The organism is Paenibacillus sp. p3-SID867, assembly GCF_025142895.1.
In the GTDB taxonomy this organism is placed as follows: Bacteria; Bacillota; Bacilli; order Paenibacillales; family Paenibacillaceae; genus Paenibacillus_AQ.
This window is the reverse complement of sequence record NZ_JAMBDM010000008.1, coordinates 231,962-248,456: the sequence shown is the minus strand read 5'-3', so window position 1 is coordinate 248,456 and position 16,495 is coordinate 231,962. Positions and strand designations below refer to the sequence as shown.

Sequence of the window (16,495 nt, the reverse complement as noted above, 5' to 3'; positions counted from 1 at the left end):
TTCTTGCCAACATTTTAACGAAAATATACGCTAAGCAATCGAGTAGATAGGGGCGGCAAGCCCCTGACCTCTCACACCACCGTACATGCGGGTCCGCATACGGCGGTTCCTAAAGGTTAACGAATTTCAAGATATCGAGAAGTTAGACTTAACAGCCCTTGGTCGTTCCAATAGTAACGGTTAAGGGCGTTATTTATATTTCGGGACATCTCCCAGCATCCTCGCCGGGAGTTTGCCATCATCCTTGCCGCCCATTCAGGCACACCTAAGGCGCGTAAATTTCGAAGTCGGGTTTTGGGTAGCTTCCATTGTTTCCATAGACACATCCGCAACCTACGCCGAATCCATTCGTCTAGGCGTTCGCAGTGCATCTTCGCGGATGCCAAGCGGAAGTAGCCAATCCATCCCATCAGATAGCGGTTTAGTTCTTTCAACCGGCTTTCCATTGAGATACCCCGCGTTCGCGAGGTTATCCCTCTTACGCGCTCTTTCAGTTGTTCCACTTTCTTCGGTGCGATTCGAATTGTCGCGCTTTTGTTGGTCAGAAAACTGAATCCAAGGAATTTGCGCTTCCAAGGGCGGTCTACTGCGCTTTTGTCCCGATTCACTTTTAGTCTAAGCTTCCCCTCCACAAAACGGACAACCGATTCCATCACGCGCTCGCCTGCGCGTTTGCTTCCGACGAAGATGTTGCAATCGTCCGCATAGCGCACAAACTTCAGTCCTCTTCCCGTCAGTTCTTTGTCCAAATCGTCTAACAGAATGTTTGCTAAGAGCGGGCTGAGCGGTCCGCCTTGCGGCGTTCCTTCCAGCGTCTCTTGCCTCATCCCGTCGACCATGACTCCCGCGTTTAGATAAGCTCGAATAAGCTTCAGGACTCGCTTGTCCGAAACTTTCCTAGCTACTCTTGCCATGAGGATGTCGTGATTTACGCGGTCAAAGAACTTCTCCAAGTCCATGTCCACGACCCAGCGACATCCTTCTTGGATGTAGGTCCGCGCCTGTTTCACTGCGTCATGTGCTCGTTTCCTTGGACGGAATCCGAAACTGTTCGGCGAGAATTGCAGATCGAAGATCGGCGTCATCACTTGCATGAGGGCTTGCTGAATAAAGCGATCCATCACGGTTGGGATACCTAACAGCCGCACCCCGCCTCCGGGTTTGGGGATTTCCACCCGTTTGACTGGCATCGGTCTATACGTACCCGCTTGGAGTTCCCACTTTACGGTTTCCCAGCGTTCCCACAAGTGCGCTTGTAGCTCTGCTACCGTCACTTGGTCTATGCCAGGCGCTCCTCCGTTTTGTTTCACACGCTTATAGGCGTCTCGAAGATTGCTCTCTTCGAGCATCCGCTCCAGCAAGTCGTATTGTCCTTCGCGAGAAGTATGGTCGATTTGTGCCGACGAAGAACTCGGCGCTCCGGCATACCCTGGCGGTTTCACCGTTTCTCTTTGCCGCGAGCTCCCTTGCGGGATATTCTGCTGTCGTTGCTCTTCGCGCGAACGCATCGGTTTCTTCTCTCCTTTAAGTTCAGCCCTTCCGTGTGTTGTTGCAACAACACGCGTACTATGGCTTCTGCTGACTCCTGCGGGTTCAGCGCGGCTTTTCAGCCGCGGTTACGAAGTTACTTCGCGTATCCCGCAGGCCTCCCCAGATAAGAACGCCATCTTTCCGCCCGTACTCGCCCAAGTTTACGGCTACAGCCTTTGGCAGCTTAGGATTTCGTCATGGTATGGTGACTCATCCGGCTGCAACCGCCTCAAATTGGATTCGTGTACCTCGAGCCGTGCTTTTGCCTCCGGCTTCCTTCAGATTCCGCCTCGCGGCGGACACCCTTGCCCTTGGCTAATGGTAGGCGCTTGCCAGCCCCCATTCGGGACTTTCACCCTAGAGATGACGCCCATGCTGGGCGTACAAGGCGAAGGCGCTGCCAGCTAACCGGCAGCGCCTTATTATTTAATGCCGTAACATGTTCAGCCCAACACGAGCTGCAACAGCTCGGCCCGTCATGGCTCAAGGCTTGATGGCACGTATCGCGGCGGACACCAGGTATTGTTCGACATTTGCGCCAGGAATCCAATCCTTGATGAACGTCCGGGATTCGTCTTTAGGTTCGATCTCAATTTGGGTAAAACCGCTTTGTGCAAGCATGGCCTCCAGTTCGCCGATGGAAGAAGCTCCTGAAATGCACCCTGAATAGATACGGTCGATATCCTGCTTGATTTCATCCGGAAAATCGGCTGTTGCCACGACATCCGATATGGCCAGCCTGCCGCCGTTACGCAGCACACGGAACGCCTCATCAAAAACCTGCTGCTTTGATGGGGACAGATTAATGACACAGTTTGAAATAATTACGTCCACCGAGTGGTCCTGAACCGGCAGATGCTCGATCTCGCCCAGCCGAAATTCCGTATTGGTAAATCCGCTTTTGCTGGCATTTTCGCGGGCGCGGCTGACCATTTCCGGTGTCATATCTACACCAATGACGCGGCCGGAAGCGCCCACCTGACGGGAGGCAAGAAAGCAATCAAACCCGCCGCCGCTGCCCAGGTCCAGCACGACTTCTCCCGGTTGCAAAGCGGCAATAGCTTGAGGATTGCCACAGCCGAGGCCAAGGTTCGCCCCATCCGGAACGGCTGTTAATTCTTCTGACGAGTAGCCCATTTTAGCGGAAACATCCGCGGCCGAACTACAGCAATCATTGGATGGCGCTGGCGTACAACAGGACCCCGCCCCTACGTCCTGTAAGGCGATTTCTTTATACCGATTCCGAACGTTTTGACGAATTTGATCATTACTCACTTGATTCATGAAAGATCACTCCTTAGTTTTTTATACAATCAACAGCAGCTCGCAGCGCAGCAAGCCGTTGGTGTTGCACGAATGATTGACCGCCTACTAAAGAATCGGACCGATTGCTTTTGCATAGCGTCTGACCATTTCCACGTTTCTCTAGCAGATCGTTCGATTTCCCTTTGGCGTTGTTTCATGAGCATTTCCGCAGCAAACCAATTGAGGTTCAAGTCGGTCCCATCCTTTTATCAAAAAAATGTAATGTAAGCATTCAGTGTTTAAGATGATGCAAAAGCTTTTTAACAACAAACTGCGCGTCCGGCCCCACCCCCCTTAAGGTAGCAGAAGCAAAGGAACGCTGCCCTTCCAGCCCCACATAATAAAGCCCCGGAACGTCGCTTATGCCTGCTTGATGTAACGGCCTTCCTTCCGCATCCAGCGCGCCAATCGCTTGAAGGTAGGGAAGATACGGCCGGTAGCCTGTCGCAAAGATCACCGTATCCACCGGCTCTTTTTTCCCGTTCGGCCAAATGACGCCATCCTCATAAAAGGATGTGAACATCGGTTGTTGATCCGGTTTTCCTGCCGCTACTTTTTCTTTGTACCCGCCCGAATCGTTCACCGCACTTGAACTCGGCGCGGTTTTCCCGAACCGCCAAAACGGAAAGGTGTCAAACCCAATCAGTTTGATCCAAAAATGCACTTCCTGACCCAACAGCCTCGATTTCATGAATTGGACCGGCCGGAGTACCGCTAAAGACGTCTTGCTCACCTCGGCCAGCTCAACACCGATCTGTACGGCAGAATTGCCGCGCCCGACCACCACTACGCGTTGATTGCGAAATGGCTCCGGATTCCGGTATTCGGAGGAATGAAGTGTGCGGCCTTGAAACGCCTCCTGCCCCGGCACAACTGGCGTATAGGGATTGTGAAAGGAGCCGGTCGCATTAATGATGGTGCGCGCCCGAAACGTATCCCCTACCATCGTACGGACCGTAAACCCTTCTCCATCCCTTTCGACCGATGCTACGCGCTGATTGGTTCGGACCGGCAGTTGAAATTTTGCCCGGTAATCCTGTAAATAACGAATGACTTCATCACGCTTGGGGTAACCATTCGGATCGCCGGGGAACTTCATGCCTGGCATCGACGAGAAACGTGCTGGAGAGAACAGTTTGAGACTATCGTAATAACGCGGCCACGAGCCCCCCGCCTCGTCGCCCGCGTCCAAAATCAGAAATCGAAGTCCTTTCTTCTGAAGATGATAGCCGGAAGCCAGACCCGCCTGCCCCCCTCCAATGACAATCGTATCCAATACCTCATTCATACCCAACATCCTCCGATTTATTTGCAATTTGCAAGTATTAGAGAAAAGAAATCACCCGATGGGGGTGGAACAGCAAAGGCTGGATTTTGACATCGCTTCATTCAAAAGCTTAATGGAGCGAATGACCGTTTCTTTTTCAAAATCGTTCATGTGAGAGAAAACTTCAGCTAAATAAGCGTTCATTTGCTGGTCAATCGTCGTGGCCACGTACTTCCCTTCTGTCGTGAGCGAAAGCACATACACCCTGCGGTCGTCCGGATCGGGCGATTTTTTGACCAAATTCATTTTAATTAACGATTGGACTTGTCGGCTAAAGGTCGTAATATCGGTCCCTAACGCCTCGGCTACCTGCTGAATGGACGGTTGATGCTGACGATCGATCTCGTAAAGAATATGGCTTTGCACCAAAGATATATCGCATCCACCGGCGGAGCAGCAATTTTTATTGAGAAACCCAAAACGGCGTGTCATGATCTGAAATAGTTCGCGAACATTTTCCACTGTGGTTCACCTCATGACTTAGTTATACAATATTTATTTGCAAATTGCAAATAAAATAATCGCAATAGAAAACCACTCGGCTGAGTGGTCTCCTGATTGCTTATTTGCCGGGATATAATTTGTGCAACGATTCTCTCTGGGAGGGTTTAATATCAATGATGTTGCGAATGCTCTTCGCCTTGGCCTCGGCTTCGTCAAGCGTGTCGCTTAATCCCAAGGCAAGTAAGGTGCCAGCGGCTACCGTACCGGTCCGTCCCTTTCCACCGCCACAATGAAAAGCAACTTTCTTGTTTTGGTGATAAGCTTCGATGACGGCCTGGATCGCTTGCTCGAAGGCTTTTTCTTGCGGCATAGCAGCATGATCTGCTAACGGAATTTGAATCCATTCCGCACTCGCCGCTGGATAGGCGCAATCCGTCGCTTCGCCGCGCAGATCCACGATCACGTCGATACCTTCATTTTTTACCATCGATTCAACATCGGCTGCCGCGCCCATAAAAATTTTATCAGGAATCAAAGCATGGTAGGTTTTTTCAGACGCCATGGACTATACTCCTTTTTTAAACGATCCAAACTCAATCGGAACCGGGGCCGCTGGCGGCGCGCAGCACAGGGACAAATCCCTGGCTTCTCCGGCGGATTCGAATTCGGAATCTTCTTTTGTGTAGAAAATCTCCCAAGCGTTGCCGTCCGGATCATATACCCAAACTTTATCCTGCACCGCATAGCAGCATGTGGTATTCATCTCGTCAATCAGTAGCAGTCCGCTTTGACGAAGCCTCTCCCCCATGGCCAGCACTTCTTCCGTATTATTCACTTGAAATCCCAAGTGGTTCAGTACACCCTTTTGTTCGAAGGGACGTACATTGAGCGAAAAATGAAGCGCCGGTTCTTCTAACTCGAATTTGGCGTAGTTATCTTTAACCTTACTCGGTTCGGCTCCAAAAAAAGCGCGATAGAACTCAAGAGACTTGTTCAGCTCCGTGCAGTTTAAAGCAACATGCATTCGTTTGATCATCGTCGCCACCTCATTTCCCTTCTTTGACAAATTGTTCAATCCGGCTCTTAATCGAATCGCGAACGGTGCGGAACTGGTTCATAATTTCGTCTTCCGTTCCGGTTGCTTTTGCCGGATCATCAAAACCCCAATGCCATTTCGTTACATTCTTGTTGGAGATCACAGGGCAATGCTCGTCGGCGTGGCCACAAAGGGTAATGACATAATCGGCGCGATTCAAAATGTCCGGATCGATCACATCGGAGGTGTTTTTGCTAATATCTACGCCAGCTTCTTGCATGACTTGCACCGCACGCGGATTCAGTCCATGTGCTTCAAGACCTGCGCTTTTGACTTCATATTTATCGCTGCCTAGAGCGTTTAAAAACCCGTCCGCGATTTGGCTTCTGCAAGAATTTCCGGTGCACAAAAAATAAATTAACGGTTTTTTCTCCATGGTGAACAATCTCCTTTGATTTCAATTCGTTAATCGCCTTGATGAACTCTTTTCGCTTGTTTACTTTTCATAAAAGTCTTCATGATCATTGCAACTGCCACCAGGACGACCACGATCACCGCGATACATAACCATACATTCACCTGTAGCGTCTGGAGAACATAAAGCCATACATAAACACCGGTGAGCGTAATGAACAACGTGGGAACGGTTAACAGGATGCCGACTTTAAAATAATAGCCCCATCTGATTTTCACGTTTTTCGTGGATAGGACATGCAGCCAAAGCAGCGTGGCCAAGGAGCCGATTGGCGTAATTTTCGGTCCTAAGTCCGAACCGATCACATTCGCATAGATCAGCGCCTCACGAATGAACCCATCGGTTTGCGTTCCTTGGATGGCCAGCGCATCGATCATGACCGTGGGCATGTTGTTCATAATGGACGACAGGATGGCTGCAATAAAGCCCATACCTACGGTAGCCACAAATAACCCTTGTTCTGCGACCGTTTGAATGACGCTGCCTAATGCATCCGTAAGTCCGGCATTGCGCAAGCCATAAACGACCACATACATGTCGATAGAGAAGATCACGACAGCCCAGGGAGCGCCTTTTACCAGTTTCCATGTATGAATCGCAGGGCTTTTTCTCGCCGCGAACAAAAAGGCAATCGCTGCAACCCCGGCAATAATGGATACAGGGATCGAGAAAAATTCGCTAATGAAATACGCAACGAGCAGCGCGGCTAAAATGACCCAAGATAACTTAAACAGCCGCATATCCTTGATGGCTTCCTTCGGCTTTTTCAGTTGCTTAAGATTGTAAGTGTTCGGGATACTCTTCCGGAAATACAGATACAACACAATGAGGCTCGCAATGACGGAAAAGAAATTCGGAACAATCATGCGGCTCGCGTATTCCGCAAAACCGATGTTGAAATAATCCGCAGATACGATGTTAACCAAGTTGCTGACGACAAGCGGTAAAGATGCCGTATCCGCAATGAACCCACTGGCCATAATAAACGGCAGGATCATCTTTTCATCAAACTTAAGTGCCCGGACCATGGCGAGTACAATCGGGGTAATAATCAAGGCCCCGCCATCATTGGCAAACAGGGCGGCAACCGCCGATCCCAGCAGGATGATAAATACAAACATGAGCAGGCCGTTTCCGCGGGCCAGCCGCGCCATATGCAATGCAGCCCACTCAAAAAATCCGATTTCATCCAGCACCAGTGAGATTAAAATAATGGCCACAAACGCCAAGGTAGCGTTCCACACGATACCGGTTACGGTGCCGACGTCCGCGAAGCTGACCACACCAAAGAGCAAAGCAAAGATCGCTCCGGCACTTGCCGACCAGCCGATATTTAATCCTTTCGGTTGCCAAATGACAAAAAGCAACGTTACCAAGAAAATGAAAATCGCCACATAAACCATTTATGCTTCCTCCTGAACTACGTACAGCAATCATTGGTTTCGCAAACGGCAGGCTCAATCAGCGCCGCTTGCGAAGGAATTTCTTTTAGAATATCCAAAATATAAGGCTTGTCTTCCAGGCAGAGCGAATAATAAACCCACTGTCCCCTGCGAGACTCTTTGACCAGGCCCCCGTCCCGCAGCTTGCGCATATGCTGACTGATATTGGGCTGGCTCGTTTTCAAAATGTCCACGATCTCGCACACGCACAGTTCCTTCACCTGCAACAAGGCTACGATAGTGAGTCTGTTCCGGTCCCCCAATAGCTTCAAGGCATCCGCTACTTCTTCTAGTTTGCTCAACTGCTTCACTCCTTTTAAGCGACGGGAATGTCCATCCCTTTTAACAACCCGATTACTTTCTCCCGAATCTCGTCACGCGCTCTCTTCACGTCTTCCAGGTTGCCGCCGTCTACAGCCAACGGGTCGGGGATGTTCCACTCGACGTTCATGATCTTAAACGGTACGATAGGACAGCGTTCTACAATTTGTTCGCACAACTTGACGATGGCATTCGACGCTAGAAAAAATTTCATATCGATTTTTTTGCAAACATGCTGGGAAAGATCGATGCCTACCTCGCGCATAGCTTCAACGGTGTAAGGATGCACTTCTTTCGATGGTTCTAATCCGGCACTCTCCACCACCACATGATCCCCGCCATAAAACTTAGCAAAGGCTTCGGCCATCTGACTTCGGCACCGATTTTGCCCGCAAAGGAAATAAATCCGCGTAACATCCCGTTTCATTCTCCCACACTCCCCTACCCCTTGTAAATAGCCATATAATTATTTGCTTATTTCAAATATGATTTTACATGCCAATTGTTATCGCAGTATTAACGTTGAAAAAGAAAAAAGCAGCCGCCGGGGAAGGAACTGCGATGTTTTCGATTAATTTTCACCGGGTGAAACGATATAGATTTCGTAAGATTGACAAGAAATTAGATCTTGTCAAGGCTCCGGATGAATGACGTGACATTGCCCAAACAGCAGGCTCCTTGTGGGTTATTAACCTCACACCCACAGCGACCAGCTTGAATTTGTTCTCTTATATGATCAATTGGATTCTGATTTTCCTGAACGGCTTGTATTAAGCGTTCTCTTGTCCATCCGAAGCAGTAACAAACGGGTACTTCCAATGCAGCGTCTTTTTGGAACACCGAAACTTTGAGCATATCTTTGCCAAATGTCTGCTCATCACTAAAATAGACAACTTCGCAAGATGAATTCGCGCAAAAAGTGTAAGTTAATTCAGGGTATATTGTTTCTAACGCGGTTGGTTGAAGCAATGCCTTGAGCGTAATCAATTGAATAGTTTTGCCCTTTTGGTAACAAACAGGGCATTGAATTGATTTTGTTGGATTATCAGTGGAAGTTTGACAACAGCTATGCATTTTGTATCACTCCTTGTGCAGTCTTTAATTCATCACTGTTTTAATAATGGGGCATTCATAAATATCTTTGTTTTCGGGGCATCTTTCTTTAAGGTCTACCAACATCCGTTCAATTCTTCGGAGGTCTTCAATTTTACGCTGGATGTCCTCTATCTTTTGAACAGTGAAATCATACATATCGCGGCACTTTACTTCATCCCGATCAACAACACCTAACAATTTGTCAATTTCATTTAATACGAATCCCAATTCCTGCATGCGTTTAATAAATGTTATACGATCGGCTGTTTGTTCTGGATATATTCGGTAGCCTGAATCGGTACGAGAAGGTTCTGCAATTAAACCGATTCGTTCATAATACCGGATAGTTTCTTTGTTAACGTTACATTTATCAGCAAGTTCTCCGATACGAAACTGCATTTGCTTCACCTCACACGTAGTATAAACCCTGTACTTAAGTACAGGGTCAAATAGATATTCTTCCTCTTTAATTAAAAAGAATTCATTACCGAGAATGTTTGTGCACCCACATTTTTTTACATCGCTTTTTGGGAAGTCCTTAGCGTACAGAATTTCCGAAATGTTGGCGTTACCATATATACGCTTCGCCTTTCGCTTCAAGGACGTAAGCACTTTCAATTATATTTTATTACATTGACTTTGCGGGTGGAACTAATATGGGGGAGAAAGTACACATGAAGCTGGGATATGGCCGTGTGTCGGCTAAAGATCAAAAACCGGAACGACAGTTCGTCAAGTTCCAGGAGTTGGGCATCTAGGACCATTTGTAAATAGTTTGTATTTGTCTTGTGATTATTTAGGCTCTTGCCCATTACTGCAGGTTTTGCACTCCTTTATATAGGCAGTTGCATATGATAAAAAAGTAAACACTGAATCATAAGAGGAGAATGAGTATGTTCCATAAATCATGCCATCACTATCAATGGCATAATCCGATGCATAACAGCTGGAATAACAACTATCGGGATTATAATCCTCACTATTACAATTGGTATAATACTGATAGTAATCCCTACGGAAAAATGAAATTAAGAGATTATGGACAAAGTCCACTTGTAGTGAATATTGACCAGGCAGCAAAGCAAAACAAAACTTACCGTACCGCTTTATGGACAGGAAAACATTTTCAAGTGACTCTGATGAGTATTAATGTTGGCGATGATATCGGTTTAGAAGTCCATCCGACAACTGATCAATTCATACGTATTGAAGAAGGTCAGGGACTTGTTCAAATGGGTGATAGGAAGGACAAATTGGATTTTCAAGTAATGGCCTATGATGACTATGCAATTATGATACCTGCTGGAAAATGGCACAATGTAACCAACACAGGCAATACCCCCCTTAAAGTTTACGTTATCTATGCGCCTCCTGAGCATCCATATGGTACAGTTCATGAAACAAAAGCAATTGCACTGTCTGCTGAAGGTTAGTTAAATCCAATTATTCCAACTTTATTTCGTCCCGGTCCGGAACCCAGGCCGGGTTAATTGGGGTATTACCAGCGTCACTGTCACGAAGTCCAAAAGTATGGAACAAAATAGTTTGTTGAATATGACTCATAAATTTCCAAGAAGGCCGGGTGGTATCAGCTTCGCTGGTACTCCCCCTAAGGCAGTCTATATTGGACTAGATCAACTCTCCAAATAGCGATATAGTGTAGTTTTACTAATTCCCGTCTCTTCCTTTATCTGTGCAAGACTATACTTTTGACTCTGATACATATGAATGGCTCGTTTCACATTCTCATCAGGCTTTCGCGGACGGCCAGGACTCATTCCTTTTTGTTTCGCCTCATACAATCCCTTTTTAGTATTCTCACTAATGACATCACTTTGAAAATTCAATAAATAATTTACGCTGTCATGAAATGAGTATCCTGATGATTGATTCGTATTTATCCCTTCGCCAACAGTATAGAGATATGACCTTTTTTCATTTAATTGATTTAATAGCTCTGCTAGATGCCGGGTAGAATCCGCAAATGAAAATAGCCTTGCAACAACAACTGTATCCCCTGGTTGAAGTTCATTCATCATTTTTATTAACATTACTCTTTTTTTAGGGGATGAATGCTCCTCAGTGAAGAATTGGTCACAATTCAGTTCTTTCAAAGTCTCTATTTGGATTTTACAATTTAAATCATCTTGATAGGGTCTCATATAACCAATTAACATAACGTGCCCTCCTTACTGCAGAAGCCCTTTTGAAAGCATACCACAAAAAAGGGACCTAAAAGGTTCCATTTTGGTCCTTTTGGTGATAAAATGAATGAGCCTAATACGGAACCTGACTTTTATGAGAGTTAAAAGTCACACTAAAAATAAATAAGGAGTGGAAGTAAACGTGGTTGAAAGAATAAAAAGAGAGTGGTTTTCAAACATAAGGGGCGACATACTTGCTGGAATTGTTGTCGCTTTGGCTCTCATTCCAGAAGCGATTGCCTTTTCCATTATTGCCGGTGTCGATCCTATGGTTGGTTTATATGCCTCTTTTTGTATCGCAGTCATTATAGCCTTTGTAGGCGGTCGTCCAGGTATGATTTCCGCCGCTACTGGCGCGATGGCTTTGCTGATGGTACCTCTAGTTAAAGATTACGGATTACAATATTTATTAGCCGCCACTATACTCACCGGGATCATACAACTTATTTTTGGATTATTCAAGATTGCAAAGCTAATGAAATTTATTCCTAGAGCCGTCATGATCGGTTTTGTTAACGCACTCGCAATCCTGATATTTATGGCGCAGGTCCCTCATTTTGTTGGCATATCAACTCTGACTTATGTGTTTGTTGCTATTACTTTGATTATTGTATATGTATTGCCTCGTTTTTTCAAAGCCATACCAGCCCCATTAATCGCTATTATCATCCTTACATCGGTTGCCATCTGGGGACATTTAGATTTAGGAACGGTTGGGGATTTAGGAAGAATCACTCAAACCCTGCCTTCTTTCTTTATCCCGGACATTCCATTTAATTTTGAAACACTTCAAATCATCTTTCCTTACTCTGTCGCTTTAGCCATTGTCGGATTACTGGAATCGTTGCTTACATCCTCTATCGTTGATGATATGACAGGAACAGAAAGCAACAAGAACAGAGAATCCAGAGGACAGGGTATCGCAAATATTATTACAGGTTTCTTTGGCGGTATGGCTGGATGTGCCATGATCGGTCAATCTGTAATCAACGTCAAATCAGGGGGCCGCGGCAGGTTGTCCACGTTAGTTGCAGGTCTGTTCTTAATATTTCTGATTCTTGTATTAGGCGGATTGGTTGTACAAATACCGATGCCTGTTTTGGTTGGGATTATGATTATGGTATCGATTGGCACATTTGATTGGACATCATTTTCGTATCTGCGTAAAGCTCCAAAGACGGATGCTCTTGTAATGTTGACTACGGTCATTATCGTTGTGGCGACTCATGACCTCTCCAAAGGCGTTATAGCCGGTGTTATTCTTAGCGCTATCTTCTTTGTGGCCAAAATTTCAAAACTAGAGGTTAGAAGACGGCAGACCAGCAAAGAAATCATATTTGATGTAACGGGTCAATTGTTCTTTGCCTCTGTGGAAGGCTTCATAAAAGCCTTTGACTTTAATATCGCTGATGATATAAATATTGTGATTGATTTCTCTCATGCACACATTTGGGACGACTCTGGCGTAGGCGCAGTAGATAAAGTAGTCATCAAATATCGTGAAAACAATAATCATGTCACAATTAAAGGACTAAATGCATCTAGCAAAAAAATTATAGATAAGTTAGCCGTATACCAAGATGCAAATGCTCAATTAAAAGCACACTAATGAAGGGGAGAGATGAATATGTATCAACGTATTTTACTCGCTGCTGATGGGTCAAAAAACTCGATTCGGGCAGCCCAGGAGGCTGCGAAAATTGCATCCTTGATTCCAGATTCCACCGTTGAAATCCTATTTGTGGCGGACTTATCCAAAATTAAAAGTGAAGTCTTGCATTCTCAAAATCATGAGGAAATAGAGTTGAAACGACATCAAAAGTTGCTTCCTATTGCAGAACAACTTTCTGCTAAAAATGTCAATCATGAAACAAAGATTATTACTGGCGATCCTGGTCCAGCTATTGTGGAATATGCAAACAATGAGAAAGTGGACTTGGTCATTATTGGAAGCCGCGGGCTAAATGCCTTACAGGAATTTGTCTTGGGCAGCGTAAGTCATAAAGTGGTTAAGAGAGTACTGTGTCCAGTTATTGTTGTAAAATAATTGATCCCAAGATGTTGGGAGGGAGTTTGATTGAAAAGCAGAACAACAATATTGATAAGTATTGTACTCGCCCTATTCGTAGCATCAATGGATACCACGATTATGAATACAACAATGCCAATCATAGCAAAGAGTCTTGGCGGGTTTGAATTTTTTGCTTGGCCGTTTGCCTCTTATATGATCGCAAGCACCGTGCTCGCTCCAGTTGCAGGCCGATTATCAGACTTGTTCGGCCGGAAACGAGTCTTTGCTTTTGGAATTATTTTATTTTTAATCGGTTCTATACTGTGCGGTGTGTCGCAAACGATGGTACAGCTTGTTATTTTCCGTGGAATTCAAGGTATCGGTGCTGGCTTCATGATGCCTTTTCCAGCTATTATTGCAGGCGATCTATTTTCCATTCAACAGCGCGGAAAAATTCAAGCCTTGGGGACGTCAATGTGGGGACTGTCTGCAGTCATCGCACCGCTATTAGGCGCATTTTTCGTGGAGTATATGACATGGAGATGGATTTTCTTTATAAATATCCCGATTTGCATTCTAGCGTTGCTCACTTTATTACCATATAAAGAGGAGTATACTCCCAAAAAAGCACGTATCGATTATATCGGCGCACTTTTGTTTACGATTGGAGTCAGTGTGTTGCTTCTGGCAACTGTCGTAGATAGCAATCAAATCCTCTATGTCAGTGTTGGCGCAATATTCATTATCGCCTTTTACTTCTTTGAAAAAAAGCAAGCATCACCACTCGTTCCCCTTTCCATTGTTAAAGATAAAACGATTCGCTGGATGAACATTAACGGTTTCCTTGGTTGGGCGGCCTTATTTGGAACCGCAAGCTATATCCCGTTGTTTCTACAGGACATAACCAAACTCTCCGTTTTCCAAAGTGGCATCGCATTACTAGGAACTGCCCTTGGTTGGCTTTCTGCATCTGTTCCGGCGGGAAAGTGGATTTTGAAATTTGGCTATCGCCGTCTGTTTATTATTGGAAGTATTCTGCTCGCTACTTCCGGAGTCTTCCTCGCTTTTTTGCACGATGGAAATGGATTTTGGTATGTATTTTTTGTTTTGATGATTCAAGGTTTCGCTTTCGGTTTATTATCGACAACAGGCGTTATCGGCGCCCAGCAGCTTGTTGAACCGCATGAAAAAGGAATTTCAACTTCATTTATGATGTTTGCTCGTAACATAGGAACAGCAATAGGCGTAACGATCATGGGGGCAATTCTGACGAGATCAGAAGATTTTATGAGCGGAATCCATCACATATTTTTGTACGGATTGATCGGAAGTATGATTGCCCTACTTACTACATTTTTTATCAAAGATCGTACCGCGGACACTGTACCCGAAGGAAAGATATAAGCCCTTCTTATTTCTAGGGGTAGTACCAGCGAAGTGTCAGTTATCCAAACTCCAAAAGTGGAATCCCTTGTTAAATAAGGGCTTCCACTTTGTTTACATGTATTTAATGTAAAACGTAATCGTTGGTTCCTAAAATGGTCAGAACCGGAACAATGGTGTTCAATTAATGCTTATTCCCCTTATTATTTACCGGTAAAATTAAAATAGAACTCTAAGTTCTAATACCAAAAAACAGATTCGGAAACTTAAAGAAAATATTCACGGGGTTATGCCTATAAGTGCCATACTGGGGCAAGTGTCAACATTGTATCGGCGCTTTCCTTACGTGAGATAAAGTTGCCCGGACGGTGGAACCCGGACCAAACTCAACTACCTGTTGTTTAAGTGAACGCAATACGCATAATTCGTAAATCGCGCGATCGGAGTTCATAATTAATATAGATACAAAACTTTCATTTATCAGAATGTTCCTCTTCTTTTCGCTTCTTAGAATGAGTCTTGTTTGTCTTCAAGATAACAAAAGAACAGATGATTAAACCAAAATAAACAACACTAACCATCAAAATTCCAAATCCATTGGAGCTCAAAATCGACCTCCTTTCTATATTGAATAAATGATTCGAAGGTCAGCGTCCCACCACTTTTCTCAGGGTAGTCATTCGAACTCCTTATGCTACTGGACAAGGCAATCACACCCAACCGCTTACATTACATCCTTCACATGAATAGCTAACTATTCATCTGGTCGATCCCATTTTTTAGAATACGCTTTACTAGTTGCCCATATGGTATTCCATATAATAAAGGCGGCTACTCCAATAACCGCGATATAAACAAGCAACATACTGACACCTCCAGATTAATACCATCGGTTTGACTACGACTTGATAAATAAATACACTATAATTCCCAGTGCAATAAAGGTAATAATAAAGTTGAAGATCAAAAAGACATCACAAGCTTGTTTGCTTAAATAGAAGATACGATTGTTGGAACACTTTTCTATTATCCGCCCGACAATCATGGCAACCTTTTGATTTCCGATATTGTCCAGAAACCGTTGTTGTCGAAAGAACATGAATAGCCTTTGAGATACACGTGACCTTCTGACAAGTCAAACAAAAAACTTTATTTTTTAAATCGTTCATAATCTTCTCCTCTCGCTTAAGTTGTTTAGCGAAAACCGTTATCGTTTTTTCCAAGAAGATAGCCGAAAGGTTGTTTCAAGCAAGGTCGAAACTTCCATATACTCCTGTAGTCGAAACGAACGGGTAACCATATCAAGCAGCTCCTTGTTTCATCTTAAAGAGGATCTCTATAAGCAAAAAAACCAATTTTTCTCCCCTGATATAAAATGTTTTGTTCTGGAATGTGTAGTTGTTTCGCCTTTTCCAAAGCAAATACGACGCTCTCGCAATAACCCGTACAGTATCCAAATTCTTGACGAATGCCGGTCGTTTGCTTCAAAAGAATGATCGAGAACCCCTCTCCCTTTTGCTGAATATGAATTTGACTCATTTCATACACTTCCGATCTGACCCTTGCTGTTCAATGAGTCCTGATATCAAGTATGTCAATCACGCTCATTAATTGGTTGTTAAACATGTTTTTGGTCATGAAGAGCAGATCACATATAAGAGGATCTTGCACCGAATAGACGACGCGAGTTCCAACCTTCATTCCTATTACGAGATGCTTCGCTTTTAAAATACCTAAATGTTGGGAAACCGCAGAACCTTGACTTTGTAAACGCGTTTGAAGCTCATTGACACCTTTCGGTCCTTCACATAATAACTCCAAAATCTGCAATCGCAGCGGATGAGCCATGACCTTAAAAACATCTACTCTGTACTGCTGAAGTGCAAGTTGCATTCCCATTCACCTCATTTCGTCTTTGGGGC

The 16,495-nt window shown here is 44.9% G+C and carries 19 protein-coding genes; 4 read left to right on the top strand and 15 right to left on the bottom strand.

Translation table 11 applies throughout. From position 1 onward, the window contains the following. Nucleotides 1-116: 116 nt before the first annotated feature. From ltrA to merR1, 12 genes are all read right to left on the bottom strand, one after another. Complete coding sequence (gene ltrA / locus M4D81_RS18120; protein ID WP_169284752.1) at nt 117-1,508, bottom strand: group II intron reverse transcriptase/maturase; 1,392 nt, start codon at nt 1,506-1,508, stop codon at nt 117-119. 505 nt (nt 1,509-2,013) lie between these two features. After that, nucleotides 2,014-2,814, bottom strand: coding sequence for an arsenite methyltransferase (locus tag M4D81_RS18115; RefSeq protein WP_021624035.1), 801 nt, complete (start codon nt 2,812-2,814; stop codon nt 2,014-2,016). A gap of 253 nt (nt 2,815-3,067) precedes the next feature. Next, nucleotides 3,068-4,123: a flavin-containing monooxygenase gene (locus M4D81_RS18110; RefSeq protein WP_260067528.1), complete on the bottom strand. Its 1,056-nt coding sequence runs from the start codon at nt 4,121-4,123 to the stop codon at nt 3,068-3,070. Between the two features lie 51 nt (nt 4,124-4,174). Beyond that, entirely contained in the window at nt 4,175-4,624 is a 450-nt protein-coding gene (locus M4D81_RS18105; protein ID WP_169284754.1) for a MarR family winged helix-turn-helix transcriptional regulator, read from the bottom strand. 100 nt (nt 4,625-4,724) lie between these two features. Beyond that, nucleotides 4,725-5,168, bottom strand: a complete 444-nt coding sequence (locus M4D81_RS18100) for a protein-tyrosine phosphatase family protein (RefSeq protein ID WP_049868156.1) — start codon at nt 5,166-5,168, stop codon at nt 4,725-4,727. Between the two features lie 3 nt (nt 5,169-5,171). Beyond that, nucleotides 5,172-5,642, bottom strand: a complete 471-nt coding sequence (locus tag M4D81_RS18095; protein WP_049869721.1) for an ArsI/CadI family heavy metal resistance metalloenzyme — start codon at nt 5,640-5,642, stop codon at nt 5,172-5,174. A gap of 10 nt (nt 5,643-5,652) precedes the next feature. Then, complete coding sequence (gene arsC, locus M4D81_RS18090) at nt 5,653-6,078, bottom strand: arsenate reductase (thioredoxin) (protein ID WP_094869223.1); 426 nt, start codon at nt 6,076-6,078, stop codon at nt 5,653-5,655. A 29-nt stretch (nt 6,079-6,107) separates the two neighbouring features. Continuing rightward, on the bottom strand, nt 6,108-7,520 hold the full coding sequence (locus M4D81_RS18085) for an arsenic transporter (protein ID WP_260067527.1): 1,413 nt from the start codon (nt 7,518-7,520) through the stop codon (nt 6,108-6,110). A 17-nt stretch (nt 7,521-7,537) separates the two neighbouring features. Next, nucleotides 7,538-7,861 carry an ArsR/SmtB family transcription factor gene (locus tag M4D81_RS18080; protein WP_049868158.1) on the bottom strand — a complete coding sequence of 108 codons (324 nt, stop codon included), beginning with the start codon at nt 7,859-7,861 and terminating at the stop codon, nt 7,538-7,540. 14 nt (nt 7,862-7,875) lie between these two features. Further along, entirely contained in the window at nt 7,876-8,307 is a 432-nt protein-coding gene (locus M4D81_RS18075) for an arsenate reductase ArsC (protein WP_049868159.1), read from the bottom strand. 194 nt (nt 8,308-8,501) lie between these two features. Beyond that, a complete protein-coding gene (locus M4D81_RS18070) occupies nt 8,502-8,954 on the bottom strand; it encodes a putative iron-sulfur cluster-binding metallochaperone (RefSeq protein ID WP_169284757.1) in 453 nt (150 codons plus the stop codon). Nucleotides 8,955-8,978: 24 nt separating this feature from the next. Continuing rightward, entirely contained in the window at nt 8,979-9,374 is a 396-nt protein-coding gene (merR1, locus tag M4D81_RS18065) for a mercury resistance transcriptional regulator MerR1 (protein WP_169284804.1), read from the bottom strand. Nucleotides 9,375-9,868: 494 nt separating this feature from the next. Between merR1 and M4D81_RS18060 the strand changes: the two genes are divergently transcribed. Further along, a complete protein-coding gene (locus M4D81_RS18060) occupies nt 9,869-10,408 on the top strand; it encodes a cupin domain-containing protein (RefSeq protein ID WP_084781435.1) in 540 nt (179 codons plus the stop codon). 201 nt (nt 10,409-10,609) lie between these two features. Here the strand turns inward: M4D81_RS18060 and M4D81_RS18055 are convergent, their stop codons facing one another. Further along, nucleotides 10,610-11,152, bottom strand: coding sequence for a recombinase family protein (locus M4D81_RS18055; RefSeq protein ID WP_049868160.1), 543 nt, complete (start codon nt 11,150-11,152; stop codon nt 10,610-10,612). Nucleotides 11,153-11,321: 169 nt separating this feature from the next. On the opposite strand from M4D81_RS18055, the gene M4D81_RS18050 reads away from it, so the two are divergent. From M4D81_RS18050 to M4D81_RS18040, 3 genes are read left to right on the top strand one after another with little or no spacing between them, the layout of a single operon-like run. Then, nucleotides 11,322-12,788 (top strand): SulP family inorganic anion transporter, encoded by a 1,467-nt coding sequence (locus M4D81_RS18050; RefSeq protein ID WP_169284758.1) that lies wholly within the window; start codon nt 11,322-11,324, stop codon nt 12,786-12,788. A gap of 18 nt (nt 12,789-12,806) precedes the next feature. Then, nucleotides 12,807-13,226 (top strand): universal stress protein, encoded by a 420-nt coding sequence (locus M4D81_RS18045; RefSeq protein ID WP_169284759.1) that lies wholly within the window; start codon nt 12,807-12,809, stop codon nt 13,224-13,226. Nucleotides 13,227-13,256: 30 nt separating this feature from the next. Further along, entirely contained in the window at nt 13,257-14,594 is a 1,338-nt protein-coding gene (locus M4D81_RS18040) for an MFS transporter (RefSeq protein WP_169284760.1), read from the top strand. A 1,302-nt stretch (nt 14,595-15,896) separates the two neighbouring features. Here the strand turns inward: M4D81_RS18040 and M4D81_RS18035 are convergent. Both M4D81_RS18035 and M4D81_RS18030 read right to left on the bottom strand, forming a co-directional pair. Further along, on the bottom strand, nt 15,897-16,112 hold the full coding sequence (locus M4D81_RS18035) for a hypothetical protein (RefSeq protein WP_049868164.1): 216 nt from the start codon (nt 16,110-16,112) through the stop codon (nt 15,897-15,899). Between the two features lie 30 nt (nt 16,113-16,142). Continuing rightward, the gene (locus M4D81_RS18030; protein ID WP_169284761.1) at nt 16,143-16,466 is read right to left on the bottom strand and encodes an ArsR/SmtB family transcription factor; all 324 of its coding nucleotides are present in this window, start codon (nt 16,464-16,466) and stop codon (nt 16,143-16,145) included. Nucleotides 16,467-16,495: the final 29 nt, after the last annotated feature.